14 protein-coding genes are annotated in these 18620 nt (G+C 62.0%); 8 read left to right on the top strand and 6 right to left on the bottom strand.

Going from position 1 to position 18620, the window contains the following annotated elements; all coding sequences use genetic code 11:
- Positions 1-249 precede the first annotated feature (249 nt).
- The 4 genes from DU505_RS19555 to DU505_RS19540 all read left to right on the top strand — a co-directional run bounded on the left by DU505_RS19555 (position 250) and on the right by DU505_RS19540 (position 6196).
- Positions 250-1857: a carboxyl transferase domain-containing protein gene (locus DU505_RS19555; RefSeq protein WP_114480642.1), complete on the top strand. Its 1608-nt coding sequence runs from the start codon at positions 250-252 to the stop codon at positions 1855-1857.
- A 124-nt stretch (positions 1858-1981) separates the two neighbouring features.
- Positions 1982-2833, top strand: coding sequence for an enoyl-CoA hydratase/isomerase family protein (locus tag DU505_RS19550; RefSeq protein WP_114480641.1), 852 nt, complete (start codon positions 1982-1984; stop codon positions 2831-2833).
- On the top strand, positions 2830-4881 hold the full coding sequence (locus DU505_RS19545; RefSeq protein WP_114480640.1) for an acetyl/propionyl/methylcrotonyl-CoA carboxylase subunit alpha: 2052 nt from the start codon (positions 2830-2832) through the stop codon (positions 4879-4881). The genes DU505_RS19550 and DU505_RS19545 overlap by 4 nt, the downstream gene beginning before the upstream one ends.
- 415 nt (positions 4882-5296) lie before the next feature.
- Positions 5297-6196 carry a hydroxymethylglutaryl-CoA lyase gene (locus DU505_RS19540; RefSeq protein WP_114480639.1) on the top strand — a complete coding sequence of 300 codons (900 nt, stop codon included), beginning with the start codon at positions 5297-5299 and terminating at the stop codon, positions 6194-6196.
- Between the two features lie 129 nt (positions 6197-6325).
- Here the strand turns inward: DU505_RS19540 and DU505_RS19535 are convergent, their stop codons facing one another.
- On the bottom strand, positions 6326-7237 hold the full coding sequence (locus DU505_RS19535; protein ID WP_114480638.1) for a LysR family transcriptional regulator: 912 nt from the start codon (positions 7235-7237) through the stop codon (positions 6326-6328).
- Between the two features lie 97 nt (positions 7238-7334).
- On the opposite strand from DU505_RS19535, the gene DU505_RS19530 reads away from it, so the two are divergent.
- The 3 genes from DU505_RS19530 to DU505_RS19520 all read left to right on the top strand — a co-directional run bounded on the left by DU505_RS19530 (position 7335) and on the right by DU505_RS19520 (position 9549).
- Positions 7335-7781, top strand: coding sequence for an ester cyclase (locus DU505_RS19530; protein ID WP_114480637.1), 447 nt, complete (start codon positions 7335-7337; stop codon positions 7779-7781).
- Positions 7782-7806: 25 nt separating this feature from the next.
- On the top strand, positions 7807-8727 hold the full coding sequence (locus DU505_RS19525) for an NADP-dependent oxidoreductase (RefSeq protein ID WP_114480636.1): 921 nt from the start codon (positions 7807-7809) through the stop codon (positions 8725-8727).
- A gap of 81 nt (positions 8728-8808) precedes the next feature.
- On the top strand, positions 8809-9549 hold the full coding sequence (locus DU505_RS19520) for an SDR family oxidoreductase (protein ID WP_114480635.1): 741 nt from the start codon (positions 8809-8811) through the stop codon (positions 9547-9549).
- 159 nt (positions 9550-9708) lie between these two features.
- Here the strand turns inward: DU505_RS19520 and DU505_RS22760 are convergent, their stop codons facing one another.
- From DU505_RS22760 to DU505_RS19500, 5 genes are all read right to left on the bottom strand, one after another.
- Complete coding sequence (locus DU505_RS22760) at positions 9709-10200, bottom strand: hypothetical protein (protein WP_220250907.1); 492 nt, start codon at positions 10198-10200, stop codon at positions 9709-9711.
- A gap of 143 nt (positions 10201-10343) precedes the next feature.
- Complete coding sequence (locus DU505_RS22755; RefSeq protein WP_220250905.1) at positions 10344-10784, bottom strand: hypothetical protein; 441 nt, start codon at positions 10782-10784, stop codon at positions 10344-10346.
- Positions 10781-11839 (bottom strand): hypothetical protein, encoded by a 1059-nt coding sequence (locus DU505_RS19510; RefSeq protein ID WP_114480634.1) that lies wholly within the window; start codon positions 11837-11839, stop codon positions 10781-10783. Before DU505_RS19510 ends, DU505_RS22755 begins: the two co-directional genes overlap by 4 nt.
- Entirely contained in the window at positions 11836-15261 is a 3426-nt protein-coding gene (locus DU505_RS19505) for a toxin VasX (RefSeq protein ID WP_114480633.1), read from the bottom strand. Before DU505_RS19505 ends, DU505_RS19510 begins: the two co-directional genes overlap by 4 nt.
- Positions 15258-17468, bottom strand: a complete 2211-nt coding sequence (locus DU505_RS19500) for a type VI secretion system Vgr family protein (RefSeq protein ID WP_114480632.1) — start codon at positions 17466-17468, stop codon at positions 15258-15260. Before DU505_RS19500 ends, DU505_RS19505 begins: the two co-directional genes overlap by 4 nt.
- Positions 17469-17738: 270 nt before the next feature.
- Here DU505_RS19500 and DU505_RS19495 point away from each other — a divergent pair, with 270 nt between their 5' ends.
- The gene (locus DU505_RS19495; protein WP_114480631.1) at positions 17739-18164 is read left to right on the top strand and encodes a hypothetical protein; all 426 of its coding nucleotides are present in this window, start codon (positions 17739-17741) and stop codon (positions 18162-18164) included.
- The last annotated feature ends 456 nt before the right edge of the window (positions 18165-18620 follow it).

Raw genomic sequence — 18620 nt, 5'->3', positions numbered from 1 at the left:
GCTGACAACATTGCCAACGTGGCAGCCTCCGCCGAGGCGCCTGACGCCGCCAGTCGCGACGCGGAGTCGGAACGCCGAACCGAGCGCTCCAACAGCGTTTTTTCTAATGTTGGAGCAGCTTCAGCTCGCGACTGGAGGCCGAGCCGAGCGCTCCAACAAGGTAGGTGGCTCCTGCAGAACAGAACCACCAAAGACGCACCGCCCGCGAAGCACTACCCTGCTTCGAAGACGAACAGCAAGGATCTTTCCATGAGCATCCTGAACACCCAGATCAATCCACGCAGCGATGTCTTCCAGGCCAACGAGGCGTCGATGCGCCACGAGGTCATGAAACTGCGCGAGCTGACCGCGGCGATCAGCCAGGGCGGCGGCGAGAAGGCCCGCACCCGTCACGAGTCCCGCGGCAAGCTGTTCGTGCGCGACCGCATCGACCATCTGCTCGACGAGGGTTCGCCCTTCCTCGAGTTCTCGGCGCTGGCGGCCCACGACACCTATGACAGCCCAATTCCCGCCGCCGGCGTGGTCACTGGCATCGGCCGCGTCTCTGGCGTGGAGTGCGTGATCGTCGCCAACGATGCCACGGTCAAGGGCGGCACCTACTTCCCGATGACGGTGAAGAAGCACATCCGCGCCCAGGAGATCGCCCGCAAGCACCGCCTGCCGTGCATCTACCTGGTCGACTCCGGCGGCGCCCACCTGCCGAGCCAGGACGAGGTGTTCCCCGACCGCGACCACTTCGGCCGCATCTTCTACAACCAGGCCACCCTCTCCGCGGAAGGCATCCCGCAGATCGCCGTGGTGATGGGCTCCTGCACCGCCGGCGGCGCCTACGTGCCGGCCATGGCCGACGAGTCGATCATCGTCAAGCAGCAGGGCACCATTTTCCTGGGTGGCCCGCCGCTGGTGAAGGCCGCCACCGGCGAGAGCATCAGCGCCGAGGACCTGGGCGGCGCCGACGTGCACTGCAAGGTGAGCGGCGTGGCCGACCACTACGCCGAGAACGACGCCCACGCCCTGCAGCTGGCGCGCGGCTGCATCTCGCGGCTCAACTGGCAGAAGCGTGGCCAGCTCGCCATGCAGGCACCCAAGCCGCCGCGGCTCGACCCGGCCGAGATCTACGGCATCGTCGGCACCGACCTCAAGAAGCCCTACGACGTGCGTGAAGTCATCGCCCGCATCGTCGACGACTCCGACTTCGACGAGTTCAAGCGCTACTACGGCGACACCCTGGTCACTGGCTTCGCCCATATCCACGGCTACCCGGTGGGCATCGTCGCCAACAACGGTGTGCTGTTCTCCGAATCCGCGGTCAAGGGCGCGCACTTCATCGAGCTCTGCGCCCAGCGCAAGATCCCGCTGATCTTCCTGCAGAATATCACCGGCTTCATGGTCGGCTCCAAGTACGAGCACGAAGGCATCGCCAAGCACGGCGCCAAGCTGGTCACCGCGGTGGCCTGCGCCAAGGTGCCCAAGTTCACCGTACTGATCGGCGGCAGCTTCGGCGCCGGCAACTACGGCATGTGCGGCCGCGCCTACGATCCCAACCTGCTGTTCATGTGGCCCAACGCCCGCATCTCAGTGATGGGCGGCGAACAGGCCGCCGGCGTGCTGGCCCAGGTCAAGCGCGACCAGCACGAGCGCGAGGGCCGTGAGTGGTCGGCCGAAGAGGAGGAAGCCTTCAAGGCCCCCACCCGCGACCAGTACGAGCACCAGGGCCACCCCTACTACGCCAGCGCGCGGCTGTGGGACGACGGCGTGATCGACCCGCTGCAGACCCGCGATGTGCTGGGGCTGTCGCTCGCCGCCGCCATGAATGCCGAGGTGCAGGAAACGCGCTTCGGCGTATTCCGGATGTAGGTTTTCTGTAGGAGCAGCTTTAGCTCGCGACGGCGGGGTCGAATCGAAGGCAGGACAATCGCCGTCCCACAGCAGAGCCGGAATACCGAACCGTCCCCTGCAGAGACGAATCAAGGGTACTGATATGTCATCAAACGACACATTTTCCCAGCTGAACATCGACGATCGCGGCGTCGCCTGGCTGACGCTGAACCGTCCCGAGGTGCACAACGCCTTCGACGACAGCCTGATCGCCGAGCTCAACGCGCATCTCGACACTCTCCACGACGACGCCCACCACGGCCACGTGCGTGTGGTGGTGCTGGGCTCCGAGGGCAAAAGCTTCTCCGCCGGGGCCGACCTGAACTGGATGAAGCGCATGGTCGAGTACGACTTCGAGGGCAACCTGGCCGATTCGCGCAAGCTCTCGCAGCTGATGCACCGCCTGGACACCCTACCCTGCCCCACGATCTGCCGCGTGCAGGGCGCGGCCTTCGGCGGCGCCGTGGGCCTGGCCGCCTGCTGCGACATCGTCATCGCCTCCGACAAGGCCAGGTTCTGCCTCTCCGAGGTCAAGATCGGCCTGTCGCCCGCGGTGATCAGCCCCTACGTGCAGCGTGCCCTGGGCGCGCGCCAGATGCGCCGCTTCGCGCTCACCGCCGAGGTGATCGATGCCGATCAGGCGCTGGAACTGGGGCTGGCCCACCAGATCGTCGGCCTCGACGTGATCGATGACGCGGTCAACGCCATGCTCGAGACCCTGCTCGGCGGCTCGCCCCAGGCCCAGCGCGCCACCAAGGCGCTGCTCTTCGAGGTCGCCCGGGAGCCCGACAGCAAGGCCACCCGCGAGCACACCTGCGGCGTGATCAGCGAGCTGCGCGTCAGTGCCGAGGGTCAGGAAGGCCTATCCAGTTTCTTCGAGAAGCGCCGCCCCGCCTGGGTCGACGACACCGCCGCTTCAACCAAGACGTCAGCCGACACGGAGCGACGCTCATGAGCCAGACACCGCACACCCGTACCCGCCAGTTCGACACCCTGCTGGTGGCCAACCGCGGCGAGATCGCCTGCCGCGTCATGCGCACCGCCCGCGCCATGGGCTTGCGCACCGTGGCCGTCTATTCCGACGCCGACGCCAGCGCCCGCCACGTGCGCGAGGCCGACGAGGCCGTGCGCCTGGGCCCCGCCGCCGCCCGCGACAGCTACCTCAAGGTCGAGGCCGTGGTCGAGGCCGCCAAGCGCACCGGCGCCGGCGCCATCCACCCCGGCTACGGCTTCCTCTCCGAGAATGGCGGCTTCGTCGAAGCGCTGGACGCCGCCGGCATCGTCTTCGTCGGCCCGCCCGCCTCGGCGATCGCCGCCATGGGCGACAAGTCCGCCGCCAAGGCGCGCATGTTTGATGCCGGCGTACCGCTGGTGCCGGGCTACCACGGTAGCGACCAGGACGACGCCCTGCTCAAGGCCGAGGCCGACAAGATCGGCTACCCGGTGCTGCTCAAGGCCAGCGCCGGCGGTGGCGGCAAGGGCATGCGCGTGGTCGAGTCCGGCGCTGACTTCCAGGCCGCGCTGGACGGCTGCCGCCGCGAGTCCCAGGCCGCCTTCGGCGACACCCGCATGCTGATCGAGAAGTACCTGACCCAGCCGCGCCACGTCGAAGTCCAGGTGTTCTGCGACAGCCACGGCAACGGCGTCTACCTGTTCGAGCGCGACTGCTCCGTGCAGCGCCGCCACCAGAAGGTGCTCGAGGAAGCTCCCGCCCCCGGCATGACCGCCGAACTGCGCCGCGAGATGGGCGACGCCGCCGTGCGCGCCGCCAAGGAGATCGGCTACGTGGGCGCAGGCACCGTCGAGTTCCTCCTCGATGCGGACGGCTCCTTCTTCTTCATGGAGATGAACACCCGTCTGCAGGTGGAGCACCCCGTCACCGAGATGATCACCGGCCAGGACCTCGTCGAGTGGCAGCTGCGCGTGGCCATGGGCGAAGCCCTGCCCTGCACCCAGGACGAGCTGACCATCACCGGCCACAGCTTCGAGGCGCGGCTCTATGCCGAAGACCCGGACCAGGACTTCCTGCCTGCCACCGGCCTGCTGACCCAGTTCGCCATGGACCTGGAAGGCGCCGGCCTGGATCCGGCGCGCGTGCGCCTGGACAGCGGCGTGGAGACCGGCGACGCCGTGTCCATGCACTACGACCCGATGCTGGCCAAGCTGATCGTCCACGGCGACGACCGCGACCAGGCACTCGCCACCCTCAACCGTGCGCTGGCCGCGCTGGACGTACAGGGCGTGGTGACCAACCGCGCCTTCCTGCAGCGCCTGGCGACCCACCCGGCGTTCAAGGCCTGCGACCTCGACACCCGCTTCATCGAGCGCAATGAAGCCACCCTCTTCGCCCCCAAGCAGTACAGCATCGAAGAGTACGCCGGTGCCGCCCTGGTGGGCCTCAACCAGCTCGCCCGCGAGTGCGAAAGCGACTCCCCCTGGGACCGCCACGACGGCTTCCGCCTCAACGCCCCGCACAGCATCCGCATCGCCCTGTGCGACCCGGCGCACGTGCAGGACAGCGAAGACGCCGACACCGTGGTGGTGGTCGACGGCACCCGCCACAGCGGCGAGGCACTCTGGACCCTGACCATCCGCGGCGAGACCCTCACCGCCAGCCTGCAACCGCTGGCCGGCGATGCCGTCGCCGTGACCCTCAACGGCCACCGCCGCCGCCTGCAGGCACGCCGCGACGGCAACGTCGTCGTGATGGTCGACCCGCGCGGCGAAACCCGGCTGTTCTGGCGCCGCATCGACGCCATCGACCACGGCCACCACGAAGCGGAATCGACCCTCACCGCGCCCATGCACGGCACCGTGGTGGCACTGCTGGTCGAACCCGGCCAGCGCGTCGAGAAAGGCATGCCGCTGATGGTCATGGAAGCCATGAAGATGGAACACACCATGACCGCCCCCGCCGACGGCCACGTGGAAACCTTCCACTTCCAGGGCGGCGACACCGTCGGCCAAGGCGACGTACTGCTAGAATTCGCCGCCGACGAATAAAAAAGGGAGGCCACAGGCCTCCCGAACCTGCTGCAACAGAAGAAAAGAAAGCTGTAGGAGCCCTGCTTCGCATCGCGACTGGAGGCCGCAGGCCTCCCGGCGGTGTTGCCCGGCGTCGGTGATAAGCGCCAACGCCGTCAGCCTCCGCCAAGGCGCCTAACGGCGCCAGTCGCGAGCTGAAGCTGCTCCGACAGGGTGACAATCGCCTAATATGGCAGAAAAACAGCTGTAGGAGCGCTGCTCCGTATCGCGACTGGAGGCCGAAGGCCTCCCGAACCAACCGCAACAGAAGAAACGGAAGCTGTAGGAGCGCTGCTCCGCATCGCGACAGGCGCCGATAGGCGCCCGGCGGAGTTGGCAAAGGCTTATGTTACCGACACAAAATGCAGACCGTGCCACTGCTGGAGACACCGCCATGACATTCCCCAAATCCGTGCGCCTGGTCGAGGTCGGCCCCCGCGATGGACTGCAGAACGAACCCAATCCCATCGACACGGCCACCAAGCTCGAACTCATCGACCGCCTGGGCACCGCCGGCATTGCCTACATAGAGGCCGCCAGCTTCGTCTCCCCCAAGTGGGTGCCGCAGATGGCCGACCATCGCGAGGTGATGACCGGCCTCACGCGTCGCCAAGGCGTGACCTACGCCGCCCTCACCCCCAATCTCAAGGGGCTGGAAGCGGCGCTGGAATGTGGCGTGGAAGAAGTAGCGGTATTCGGCGCGGCCAGCGAGGCCTTCTCGCAGAAGAACATCAACTGCTCCGTGGCCGAATCTCTGGAGCGCTTCGCCCCGGTGCTGGAACGGGCCAAACAGGCCAACGTGCGGGTGCGGGGCTATGTCTCCTGCGTGCTCGGCTGCCCCTATGAAGGCGAGATCGCACCCGCCAAGGTGGCCGAAGTCTCCAAGGCGCTGTATGAAATGGGCTGCTACGAAGTCTCGCTGGGCGACACCATCGGCACCGGCACCCCGCTTGCCGCCAAGCGCATGATCGAAGCCGTGAGCCGCGACATCCCCATGGAGAAGCTCGCCGCCCACTTCCACGACACCTATGGCCAGGCACTCGCCAACCTCTACGCCGTGCTGGAAGAAGGCATCAGCGTGGTGGACAGCTCCGTCGCCGGCCTCGGCGGCTGCCCCTACGCCAAGGGTGCCTCTGGCAACGTGGCAAGCGAAGACGTCGTCTACCTGCTCAACGGCCTCAGCATCGAGACCGGCATCGATCTGAACAAACTCGCCGACACCGGCACCTGGATCACCCAGACCATCGGCCGGCCGAATCGGTCGAAGGTGGGGGTGGCGCTAGCGGCGAAGTAATCACGGGGTAGAAACGGAAAGCCCCTGAGTCAGGTGATTGACTCAGGGGCTTTGCAATTGTCATGAGTAAAACAGCTTTAATTGAGGACTAGGTTTTCATAACAAGCACGGCCTCTCCATTCGCTACCGTCACAACAATTCCGCCTGCTCTGAAATCAACCCTCTAAGCCATTCCTGGGCAGGATGCGAATCACTGCGGCGATGCCAGATGAGATCGAATACGACTTCAGGCAACGTGACCGGGGGCGGAAACAGCGCTAAGCGGTGGCTTGCTGGCGAATTCAGGGCGACCCGCTTCAAAACCGTGGCCGCCATATTGGTTCGCGCGACGATATCGGGTACGGCAAACATCTGCGGAAGTGTCAGCGCCAGCTTGCGCTTATTGCGCTGCTGCGCAAGCGCCTGGTCCACGACTCCATACATTTCGCCCTCTGGAGAGATGAGGACGTGGCGCAACTCCAGGTAAGTTTTCATGGTCATCCCACGCCTGGTTGCGGGGTGGTCCGTGGCAACGATCGTGACGAATTCATCCCGAAGCACAGGGCGCGTCAGTATCCGGCCGTCGGTATGGGTGGGTGGAACGCCAATGGCTGCGTCGATTGCACCAGCATCCAACAGATCGACGGCGTGGTCCCGATCATTGAATGCATACACGTTCAGCGACACGCCTGGTGCCTCCTTTTCAAGCGCTTGCAGTAGTGAAGGCAACAGCACAAAGGCCGGGTAGTCCGATACACCAAGCTTGAACGTCAGCGATGTCTCTCCAGGCACGAACTCAGGCTTCTTCACGAGCGCCGATTCGATCTGCCTCAGGGCTTGCGAGACGGGTTCCGCCAAATCCCTCGCGCGCGGTGTGGGTATCAAACCGTCCGCGCTACGCAAGAACAGCGGGTCACCGCAGAGTTTGCGCAACCTGGACAGCGCCGCACTCATGGCGGGTTGGCTGACGCCAACCTGAGTCGCCGCGCGGGTCACATTCCGCTCGCTCATCAGGGCGTCGAAGGCCGCGAGAAGGTTCAAGTCGATGCCATGAAAATCCATACAACGAATAAACACCTATACAGGCTATTTGTTAGACGGATTTTATAATTTCCCACAGACTCTCGCCATACCCATCAAACGGAACGAGAGCAACCCCATGAGCACACCAAGCATTGCACTGGCTGATCGGCTTCGCACTGAACGCCAGGCCGTAGAGACGTTCTACCGAGCATTCAGCGACAAGAACCCCGACCTTGTCGATGAGGTCCTTGCTCCCACCTGGGACGACATTCCGCTGGCACCCGGTCAAGGTGCCGGGCCGGATGGCATCAAGCCCATCATTCGCAGCGTGATACAGGCCTTCCCCGACGTTCAGATCACCATTCACGGCATGATCCAGGAACCCGGCAAGATCGGCGTTCGCGCCGAGATCAGCGGCACTCATCGGGGCGACCTTTTCGGCATCGCCCCTACCGGAAAAAGGGTGAGTTTCCGTCTCCACGAGTTCCACTCGCTGAATGGCAAGCAAATCACCACGACGTGGCACATGGAGGATTGGTTCGGACTCTTCATCCAGCTTGGCCAGTTCCCGCAGCAGGCTTGACCAACCCATATCATTGGAGGCACTCATGAAAGCAGCCCTTCTCAACGCCTTTGGCGGCGCAGAGGTCATCACAATCGGCGAAGCCATCCTGCGCGATTTACAGCCAAACGAAGCCGTTGTCTGCGTCGAAGTGTCGGGCGCCAACCCACTGGACCTGAAGATCACCGCCGGGTATATGCAGCAGGTTTTTCCCGTCGATTTCCCGTATGTGCCGGGCACCGACTTCAGCGGCGTAGTCGATGCAGTCGGGGCGGAGGTGAAGAACCTGAAGCCGGGCGAACGCGTATTCGGGCGTACTGAGCCGAGTTCAGGGGGCGCGTTCGGTAGAAATGTGGTGATCGCCGCAGCGAACCTCTGCGTGATCCCCTCGGAAATGAGCTTCGAGCAGGCTGCCGCCCTGCCGACCACCTTCGGCACGGCAAGAAAGGCTCTCTTCGAGGTTGGTCATCTTCAGCGCGGGCAACGGGTCCTGATTCATGCGGCGGCAGGAGGCGTCGGCAGCATGGCCATCCAGCAGGCCCACCATGCGGGTGCCCATGTCATCGCCACGGCGTCGGCCAGGAACATCGAGCTAGTAAAGAGCTTGGGCGCGGACGAGGTCATCGACTACCGCACCGAGGATTTCACTCGACTGCGCGGCATCGACTTGGTGCTCGACACCATCGGCGGCGAGACCCTGGAGAAGTCGTGGTCCGTGCTTCGTCCCGGGGGGCGCATCGCAAGCCTCGTGGAATTCGGCATCAAGTCCAGAAGCGGGCAAACCGGAGAGTTCGTTTTTTTCGCGAGCGCGACGTCCTTCCTGCCAGAGGCAATCCGACAGTTCCAGGCTGGACACCTGCAGATCATCACCGACTCGATCTTCCCGCTGGAGGAGACGCGTTCGGCGCTGGAGAAGCTGGCCACCGGACATGCACGCGGCAAGGTCCTCGTACGCATAAGCAACTAATTCTCGTAACGCCGTGAGGAAGGAAACCGCGGCAGTCGCAGCCCCAATAGGGCTCACTGATACAGCTCAGGAATCGAAACCATGAATATCGCTGAACATAAGGTTGCCGTCGTGACCGGCGCATCGCGCGGCATCGGCAAGGAAATCGCACTGCGCTTGGCGGCTGATGGCTTTGCCGTTGTCGTCGGCTATGCGGGACAGCAGGCCCAGGCGGAAGACACGGTCGCGGCAATCCAGGCCCAAGGTGGCCTCGCCGTCGCAGTCCAGGGCGACGTTGCCGATGCCGACGATGTCGCCAAGCTGTTCAAGGTTACTCAGCAGACCTACGGGCGTGTGGATGCGGTGATCTGCAACGCAGGGACCATGGAGCTTGCGCCGATCAAGATGGATAGCGCGGAGGCGCTGGACCGGATAATGTCGACGAACGTCCGGGGCACCTTCCTCGTTCTGGCCAAGGCCGCGGAAGTCCTGGGCGATAGTGGGCGCATCGTAGCCCTCTCCAGCAGCGCTATCGCCAAGGCGATGCCAGGCTATGGACCGTACGTTGCTTCCAAGGCTGCCGTCGAAGGTTTGGTTCACGTACTCGCAAACGAGCTGCGTGGCCGCAACATCACGGTGAATGCGGTTTCCCCGGGGCCGGTCGCCACCGAGTTGTTCCTCAACGGCAAAACCGAGGAGCAGATCGCAACACTTGCGAACATGGCGCCTTTGGAGCGCCTGGGCCAGACGGTGGATATCGCCAGCGCGGTTTCCTTCCTGGTGGGCAAGGATGGGGGTTGGGTCAATGCGCAGGCCTTCCGAGTGAATGGCGGTTTTGCTTAACCCTCGTAACGCTACGTCAAGATGATCGGAAGTCTTTGGATTGACGTGGCAAATGGTTTGCCCGAAGCCATCATGCGATACACGCTGGCGTTTCAGACTCCAGCGCTCCCGGCTCGGGCATATTGCCGCCCATCTTATGTTAAATACTGCAGGCTCCCCTCATGCTACCGCGGCCAGCTGTTGCTCACGGTAAGTAGCCATCTCCACCTTCCCAAGCTGCGGGGTGAGCTGGCAGCGCTGGCGGGACCAAGGATAGTCAATCTGCGCCTTGAGCTGGGCGGCACCCTCGCCCTTCTTCCATGCGTCCAGATCCAGATCGCGCCAGTAGCGCGGGTGCCGACCGGTTTGGCGATCATGCTCTGCGGTGGTGGGGTCAAGATGGCGGAAGGGCTCCAGACGCGGCACATCCGGCATGGGCTGGCTCACGTCCATATAACGCTGCAGCATGTCCCACAGGGCATGCACCTCATGCTTGTGGTCGACGATGGTGCTGAGCGAGGTCTGGCTGAACTGCTTGCCAGTGTAGCGATGCACGAACATCAGCCGATAGAAGACACCGCCACGCTGCACCACCCGCTCCACATAGCCATCGAACTCGACGAAAGGCGCCTTTAGCGGCGGCTTCTTCTTGCCCTGGGCGAAGCTCACCATTCCGGTTTGACGATTAAACTCACTGCATCGGTTTTCCATGTAGCGATTGGCGCGTCTTTCAATTCGCTTGTAAAATGGCTTTAGCAGAAAAACCATCGCCTTTGCAATCCCATTAAAAACGGGCTGTGTCGTATATGCCGCCATCACGATTGCGAATACCAGCCCCCCCCTATCATTGCGTAAAAAGCAAGAACAGGAATGACCGAATTATATCCTTCGTTCTGAGCATAAGAAAGAAACACGAAAGAAAGATAAGAAGGAATTGCCACCAAAATGCAAAAATATAAAAAAGGAAATGCCATCAGCATGAGCAAAAAGCCTACTTGACTTTTCAGAAAACGAATGCGCTGATGGTCCCACCACCAATCATCCGTTTCGTAGAAAGCCTTATCCTGGCGATCCTGCTGCTGAACGAACTCAGCATCCTCACAGAGTTGCTGGTAGGGATCGATGCCGGCGTAGTTGCCAAAGGGCAGCAGATCTTCGCCGAATCGCTCGCGCTTCTTAGGCGATGTCGGCATGGAAGGAATGGCACCGACACGGTAAGCACCGGGGCCATAGTGGGAGGATCTGGCTTCCCTCATGCCACCGCAGCTTCCTGTCGCTCACGGTAGATAGTCATCTCCACCTTCCCAAGCTGCGGGGTGAGCTGGCAGCGCTGGCGGGACCAGGGATAGTCAATCTGCGCCTTGAGCTGGGCAGCACCCTCGCCCGCCTTCCAAGTTTCCAGATCCAGATCGCGCCAGTAGCGCGGGTTGCGGCCCGTTTGCCGGTCGTGCTCGGCGGTAGTGGGATCAAGATGGCGGAACGGCTCCAGGCGCGGTACATCCGGCATGGGCTGGCTCACGTCCATATAACGCTGCAACATGTCCCACGTGGCGTGCACCTCGTGCTTGTGATCGACGATGGCGCTGAGTGTGGTCTGGCTGAACTGCTTGCCGGTATATCGATGCACGAACATCAGCCGATAGAAGATACCGCCACGCTGCACAACCCTTTCCACGTAGCCATCGAACTCGACGAAAGGTGCCTTCAGCGGTGGCTTCTTCTTGCCTTGAGCGAAGCTTGCCGTCCCGGTTTGACGATTAAACTCACTGCATCGGTTTTCCATGTAGCCCCTAGCCTTACTGGAAATATATTTGTGAAGTGGTGTTGCCAGCCAAACGACACCACTCATAGCGAACCGACTAATATGTGGCATCGCAATAAAAACAAAAATCATCCCTATAACAAAAAAAACCATCCCCACAAATATTGACAGCCCCCCAATCAAAGGGTCTAAAAAAAAAGTTAACTCAATACCCATATAAACCACAAGAACAAGAAGTGCGACAGCCAACATATAAGGAACCAGCAAAAGGAGCGCTGTGATCCCCATCTTACTCTCTAGAAAACGAATCCTCTGATGATCCCACCACCAGTCATTCGTTTCGTAGAACGCCTTATCCTGACGATCCTGATGCTGAACGAACTCCGCATCCTCACAGAGCTGCTGGTAAGGATCAATGCCTGCGTAATCGCCAAAGGGCAGCAGCTCCTCACCAATACGCTCGCGCTTCTTGGGCGGTGCCGGCATGGAAGGAATGGCACCGACACGGTAAGCACCGGGGCCATAGTGGGAGGAAACTGCCTCTTTCATACCTGGAATTCCTGGATGTACCAGTAACGGGAATCCTGTGAACGCCCCGTAAAGGATCTGATCAAATTGGCGATCGGGTTATCCACCGTACGATGCGACCGGGCCGGCAATGCATCGTGCTCGCCTTCCACGTAGGGCTCATACACTTTGAGCATCGGGGTGGGCAATACCATCTCTCCCAGCTCCCATTCTATTCTCGCCTGCAGGGCAACACGTAGGCGAGCCGTGGAGGTCACGCTGGTGCCACCCATCTGGAAGCTCTCCTCAGCCACCTTGCGCTTGACCAGAAAGCGTACTGCGCTTTGCTGCGGCAGTAACTGCCGCTTGCCGATTTCGAACGGTTCCGGTGTACGTGTGATATACGAGAGCTGTTCATAGGTGCCAAGCGGGCTGATAGTCCCGGTATCGGTCTGCTCCAGCTCCTGTACGGCCAGGTTCAATGTCTCACCAATCTTGTAGCGGCTGATCAGCGGCGTACTGATCGTCACCACATAGTCGCGGCTGCTGGGGGTATCCGTCGTGGATTCCCATACGCTTTCCAGCAATGCCCGTCGCTCTTCGGCAGCTAGGCTTCCATAGCGAATTACCTCAATCTGGGCCGGGCTCAGCTGTGTCAACAGCTGGGGGTAGTAAACGGTATCGTCGGCCGTTGTCATCGTACTGGCGGGATGGGTACCCAAGGGGCCTTGCCTGAGCAGCTGCTCGAAGGGAGTATCCTGGTTCATGGCGGCATAGCTAGTACCACCGATGGCCAACCCCAGACCCAGCAGCGCCCAGCCCCAGCCAGGAATCATCACAAGCCCTGCCATCAGGGGGGCGGCAAGAAACAGTGCCCCACCGACAATCGCTACACTATGGCCGAGGACCGCATCACGATCACCTTGTTGCAAACTACTCCGTAATTCCCAACTGCTGATTCCTACGACCATTACACCAGCCAGAAAATTTGCCAGCCCCAACGTTCGAACCAGACCACTTCCTCCCTGACGAGCAAGCTGATTTGCTATCCAAGGACCAACTTTGGGAAAGTTTTTCAAATCGAACAAAGGCCTTTGAATAAAATTTCCCACGGTAGAAATTGGTTCTGGGTATAGCACTGCATGCAACTTCATTGACGCAGCCCCCAAATCCAGCAGACCACTAAACGCCTTAGTAAGTTGAAGCCCTGTTAGCTCACCATCGTTACGTGCTTTGACAGCAATAGCTGTTTCTCGACCAAGGTTATATATCGCAAACCCCACCAACAGTCTCGACACCGCCGGGCCATCTATCATCACTTTAACCTGACCGGCTAGCTTGGTCAGACGCAGTTGCGCTACCTTCGCGGCTTCGGGGTGGCCTGCGGGGAGTACGTACACCAGGACATGGCCGGCGACCTGACGGATGGCATCGTCTACCTCCGACGACATGCGTTTCGGGCTGGTCGAGGTACTTACGTTCCCCCTGGGGTCCACCTGCTCGGCGTATAGGTAGTCTCGCTGGGTCTGGAACACGCCACTGGTGCGGTCGCGCTCGGTTAGTCCCCATTCGATGCCATCCCCATGCACGCCGATGATGACGTAGCGGCTCAGGTCGACATCGCCACGATGCATAACTTGTAGCTCGCCCTTCAGGCTGCCATCGACCAGGTTGGCATGGGTGCCAACGGAGGTGAACACACGCCGCATGTGCACCACGTCCACGTCGTCGCCGACCCGTTCCGATACCCGCAGCACGGCCTGGCTCCACTGCCCCACTACCGTGTTGACCAAGCCGCTCACCTTGCCGGCATTGGCCAGGCTGAGCACTTCGTTCTGTTGCGCTTGTTCTTGGTCGGCCGACGCTTGCTCGGTCAGATTCCGCGCGATCAGCCCTAGGGTCTCCAGCCCCAGGCTTTCGGCCAGGGCCTCGTCGATATCGCGGTCGTCATTGGCGAGCCGTCGCAGGAAGGCAGGCCGGAAGTTTCCACTGCCATCGTTTGTTGCGTCCTCAGCCGATTCACCGGTGGCCTCGTTCTCGTCTGCACTCCAAAGCGCTTGCAGCTCCCGGTCGGTCAGCAGCGTTTTGAGGAGCTGCCGGGTACGGGCCTCTTGCCGGGTGTCGCCCTGGTCCTGAAGCACACCAGGAAGCTGTTGCAGCACGCCGTAGAGATCACCACACAGGCCGTAGCCTTCACATATGCCGAGCTGATGATGGCTGGTGAAATCGCGCAGCACGGCGGTTAGCTGGCCCTGGCTGGCCAGTTGCTCGAGGGCGTCGAGCTGTTTGCGCACTACCGCAAGCGCGGCGTTGCGTTCGGCCTGCTCGAGGGTGTCATCGAGCTTTGTCGGGTCGATGGCGCCCCGAAACTCGGCAAGTGGATTCGCCTCGCCACTGCTCGGCGCGGTGAAGAGAGCCTGACGAATCAACTTGGCCGAATGTCCCAAGGGATTGTCGGCCAGCCGGCTGTCGAGGCCATCCAGGTAATGCTGGGCAAGATGGATCTGGGCCAGGGCATGGCGCAGCGTGAACAGGGGGTCCGTCAGTGCCACGGCAACGATGCCGGCGTTGTCCCGTATACCAGCCAAGAGGTCTTCGCCTGCATCGCATTCCAGCACCAGTGAGGCGGCACGGTCGGCTTCCCCAGCCTGCTCCCACAAGTCCTTGAGCTTTGAGCACAATTCATCGCCTGCCGGCGCGGAAAAGTCGGGGGTGAAGGCTTCGGGTGCTTCGAGCATGAGTTCGATGCCGAGATCGCGCTCACGCAGTGCCGGCTGTTCAGCCACGCGCCCGGCGGGAAAACCCGTCTGCATGGTGAGCCAGCTAGTCGTATCGAGGATAACGGCATGGGCATGCCCCACGGCACTGGTGCGAGCATCGAGCCGGTTGGGATTCGCCTCCAACCATGAGATGTAGGGCCAGCTCCAGGCGATCTCGCTGTAGGCGAGGCGCACCTTGTAGAGGGTGGCCTGCCCCTGCAGCATTGCCGGCAGCAGGATGTCATCGAGCCACTCGCCTTCGCTGTCACGCTCGTCGGGCGTCTCACCCTGCTCGGCCAGCTCACGATAGCGCTCCAGGTCCACGTCGCTGAGCTTGCCATCGGTACCAACCTCGAGCTCACGCCACAGGCGGTTGTCATAGAAGACGTACAGATAGCCCGGGCGCAGCATGGCGGTGGCGATACCGGTGTAAGTCGTCACCCCACTTCGTTGAACGGGGCGGTTGCGTCCCACCTCCGCCAGGGGGCGAACGGCCAGAAGGGTATTGTCCTGCAGGCTGCCATCGTTGCGCTCGAAAACGGTTCGGGCATGCTCCACCAGCGGTATCTCGATCTCGCCGCCGCCTTCACGCTTGGCAATGACCAGCGCCAAGGTGCCGTCTTCGTCATCGTCGTACTCGACACGACGCCGCACACCCAGGTCGACGTCCTCGTCTTGCAGTTCCTTGAGATCGCCTTCGCTCATCCGTTCTGCCCCCCATTCGCCCGGGACCGCCCCTTGCGCAGACGAACCTGCTGACCATCCTGACCGCCGCTAGTGACGTCGACGAGAAACTCCCGTTCGCCCAGGCCTTCTGCCTCGACCAACTGCGCCTGCTGGCTGGGTCCATGGCCTGTGAAGGCGGTTTGAGTATGTTCCTCTCGCTCAGCACGCTGGGGCAGTTCCGGCGCCTGAGCTCCCTGCCCGCTCCCAACGCCAGGACTGCCGCCGGAGTTGATCTTGACCTGGGCGCCGACGATGGTGATGCCGCTGGGGTCGAGCTTGATGAAGCTGCCGCCGGCCTTGAGGGTGATCTCGGCACCGGCGTCGACGACCGTCTTGCTGCCGGCCTTGTGGTGGATCTCTTGCCCGGCTTCGGTGAGATGGGCGCGGGCGGTCTTTTCGTGGCGGGTGGCGCCGACGATCAGGTGGTCGTCGCCGTCGACCTGGACGTGGCGCTGGCCATGCACGGTCAGGTGGTCGTCGGCGTGGATCTCGCTGATGCGGTTGCGGTGTACCGTGAGGTGGCTGTCGTTGCCGATCTCTTCGGTGCGATTGTGATTCGTCAGCAGCTCCAGATCCTTCTGGGCGTGGAGCCAGATCTGCTCGCCCTCGGCTTCGTCCTCGAAGCGCAGTTCATTGAAGCCTTCGCCCTGGTGGCTCTGGGTGCGGATCACGGTGCGGGTCTTGTGAGCCGGAAGTTCATGGGGCGGCGTGTTGACGGCGTGATAGGTGCGCCCGGTGATCAGCGGCTGGTCGGGGTCGCCCTCGAGGTAGCTGACGATAATTTCATGCCCGATCCGCGGAATGGCGATGCTGCCGTAGCCGCCGCCGGCCCAGTCCTGGCTGACCCTGAGCCAAGCGCTGGCCGTTTCATTCGGTTCGGCGTAGCGATCCCAGGGGAACTGCACCTTGACCCGGCCGTGCTCGTCGCAGTGGATCTCCTCGCCCTCGGGGCCGACAACGAAGGCGACTTGCGGGCCGTCGACCCGGGGCTTGGCATTGGGCGTGGGCCGCCAGGTCAGGTTGGCGGGCATCAGCACCAGTTCGTTGTGGTACTTGGTCATGGCTTCCGAGCCTGCCCGCCCCTGCAGGCCACCATTCCCCTGCCCATCGCTCTGGCCAGTGCTCTGAATGAATCCGTCCTCTTCCAGGGCCTGGGGTTGCGTACCGTGGTGGACCACGCCGAGCACTTGCCAGTCCTGGTTGAGCTCGTCGAGGTCGTGGTCGGTCAGGGTGAAACGGGTGCCGGGGGCGAGTTCGGGCAGGTCGCTCTCGGCATCGGCGGTGCTGGCGTTCTGGCGCAGCGCTTCCAGGCGAATACGGGTGAAGGCCTCGCCGGAGGCATCGGCCTTGTAGCGGCCGGGATAGTCGTAGTGTTCGTACCCTTTATCAACGACGGCACTTTGCGCATGTGCTTCCAGCCCGTCGGCCATAGGGTCGTGTAGCTGGGCCTGATGTAACTGTGAATAGCCAGGGTTCTTAAAGGAGTAGTCCTTGAGTGTGACCGAGGCCGGGGCGACCCGGGCGACCTGCTGCAGCTTGCGCACATGGCGCTGGGGCGGCGTGCCACCACTACGGCTGTGGTAGCTGCGGCTGCCCAGGTGGGACAGCACCTGGGGGGCGTCGGCGAAGACCAGGCGATGGGCGGCACCCGGGGCATCGCCACCGGTTTCGAAGAACTCGTGGAAGTAGAACAAGCCTTCTTCGGCGGCGAGGCGCTGGACGAAGGTGAGATCAGTCTCGCGGTACTGGGTCAGGTACTCCCGGGACTCGGGTTCGCGGGTGGCGGCGAAGGCCACGTTGCTCAGGCCGTGCTCGTCGCACAGGGTGTTGAGCACGGTAAGCGGCGAGACGTTCTGGAAGATACGCGAGTTCTGGCGCAGCCCAAGGCGCCACAGCGCAGGGCAAATCACCACGTGGTAGAAGGTACGGCGGTGGCCGCTATCGCCGCAGCCGAACTCGCTCACCACGCCGTGAATACGACGCAGCACCTCGCCATCCTGCCAGATCGTCAGCGTGGCCTCGCGGTCGAGGATAGCCTCGGCACCCAGGTCGGGGTCGCTGCTGGCGAAGCGTACCGTCAGCTCGAAGGGCGCGGAGAGCTGCTCGCGGTGGGTGAACTCGATGACCGCCACGTCCTCGGCCCTGGATAGGGTCAAGGTGAATTGCAATCCGCTTGCGCTGGCCATTACGCCTCCCTGCGTCTGGAGATACCGCTGCTATTCGTTTATTAGTCAATCGTACCGAACGCGGAGAGCATACCAGTGACAATAGCCGTTATCTGTGGGGCTTCGCCGACAGCGGTGTAGGAAATGGCTTACATGATCGAACGCAGGTAGGCGTGGTATACCGAAACGTCATTGACGTGTGCCAGTGTTCCTCACCGACCATCTGTTTTGTGGATCTAGCCGCAAGCAACTAGGTTACAACACAGAAGTCGTACGCTTGGGAGAGTGAATATGCGAACAAGAAAGAGAAACGGTTTAGCTTCCGTCCCCCTGGTACTGCTGGCGCTCTGGGCAGTCGAGGCCAATTCGATGATGGGTGCCGACGGTCCGCCGCCCTGTGAATCGCAGGCATGCTTCATTGAGGCGGTATCGGCCTGTAAGGCGGAAACCAGCTTCATGACAACCACAGCCGCAAACGCCCAGGCGCAGTATCTGGTCGAAGGCAGCACCGATGACGGACGTTGCAAAGTCGGCATGATCTACATGCAGCATCCCCGCTCCGAGTGGACTTATACTCCACTGCACTTCGTCTTAGACCGAGACGGAGACATCGGTAACGAACTCAAGCGAACCGTCGAGGATTGCCTCTCGGGGGATGCCGATCGTGATCGGCAGTGCAGTGGACCTCTGCTGGAGCAATTGAGCCTACCTCAATAGTAGCGGCGGAAGCAGTCACGGCGGAACAGACAATCGCCAGACGGCTCCGATACTCAAGTCGACTGCTTTCCTCGTGCCGTTTCCTGATGACTCCACTACAGTCTGCACAGCGTTGGATGAGCCCCTTCAGGCTGCGTGGCGCTAGCGGCAAACGCAATTTGGTGCCAGCAACGAAGAACCCCCGAGTCAGACGCCTGGCTCGGGGGGGTTTTACAGCTCGTCGCTTGTGCAGGGATATCCGGCACGTTTCAGGGCGGTGCCAGGCGAAAGAGATACAAAGTCATTTGACCTCAATCAACACGGAGCCCACGGGTTGTCTGTATGGTCTGCGGCCGTGATCCCTGTGCTACCAGACCAGGGCAACCTTTGCCTTTCGAAGCATGGATGCTGCGAACATTTTTCCAATAAGGTATTTTATGGATACTGGCGGAGGCGAGAGATTGCCTCACGAACATA

The organism is Billgrantia montanilacus, assembly GCF_003336675.1.
Taxonomy (GTDB): domain Bacteria; phylum Pseudomonadota; class Gammaproteobacteria; order Pseudomonadales; family Halomonadaceae; genus Halomonas; species Halomonas montanilacus.
This window is presented reverse-complemented; position numbering and strand designations above follow the sequence as displayed.

Bases quoted from the DNA above. Each gene is read 5' to 3' on its own strand.
- DU505_RS19555 (WP_114480642.1), top strand. From the start codon at position 250: ATGAGCATCCTGAACACCCAGATCAATCCACGCAGCGATGTCTTCCAG.
- DU505_RS19520 (WP_114480635.1), top strand. From the start codon at position 8,809: ATGAATATCGCTGAACATAAGGTTGCCGTCGTGACCGGCGCATCGCGC.
- DU505_RS19540 (WP_114480639.1), top strand. From the start codon at position 5,297: ATGACATTCCCCAAATCCGTGCGCCTGGTCGAGGTCGGCCCCCGCGAT.
- DU505_RS19550 (WP_114480641.1), top strand. From the start codon at position 1,982: ATGTCATCAAACGACACATTTTCCCAGCTGAACATCGACGATCGCGGC.
- DU505_RS19535 (WP_114480638.1), bottom strand. From the start codon at position 7,237: ATGGATTTTCATGGCATCGACTTGAACCTTCTCGCGGCCTTCGACGCC.
- DU505_RS19500 (WP_114480632.1), bottom strand. From the start codon at position 17,468: ATGGCCAGCGCAAGCGGATTGCAATTCACCTTGACCCTATCCAGGGCC.
- DU505_RS19525 (WP_114480636.1), top strand. From the start codon at position 7,807: ATGAAAGCAGCCCTTCTCAACGCCTTTGGCGGCGCAGAGGTCATCACA.
- DU505_RS19530 (WP_114480637.1), top strand. From the start codon at position 7,335: ATGAGCACACCAAGCATTGCACTGGCTGATCGGCTTCGCACTGAACGC.
- DU505_RS22760 (WP_220250907.1), bottom strand. From the start codon at position 10,200: ATGGTGAGCTTCGCCCAGGGCAAGAAGAAGCCGCCGCTAAAGGCGCCT.
- DU505_RS19505 (WP_114480633.1), bottom strand. From the start codon at position 15,261: ATGAGCGAAGGCGATCTCAAGGAACTGCAAGACGAGGACGTCGACCTG.
- DU505_RS22755 (WP_220250905.1), bottom strand. From the start codon at position 10,784: ATGAGGGAAGCCAGATCCTCCCACTATGGCCCCGGTGCTTACCGTGTC.
- DU505_RS19545 (WP_114480640.1), top strand. From the start codon at position 2,830: ATGAGCCAGACACCGCACACCCGTACCCGCCAGTTCGACACCCTGCTG.
- DU505_RS19495 (WP_114480631.1), top strand. From the start codon at position 17,739: ATGCGAACAAGAAAGAGAAACGGTTTAGCTTCCGTCCCCCTGGTACTG.
- DU505_RS19510 (WP_114480634.1), bottom strand. From the start codon at position 11,839: ATGAAAGAGGCAGTTTCCTCCCACTATGGCCCCGGTGCTTACCGTGTC.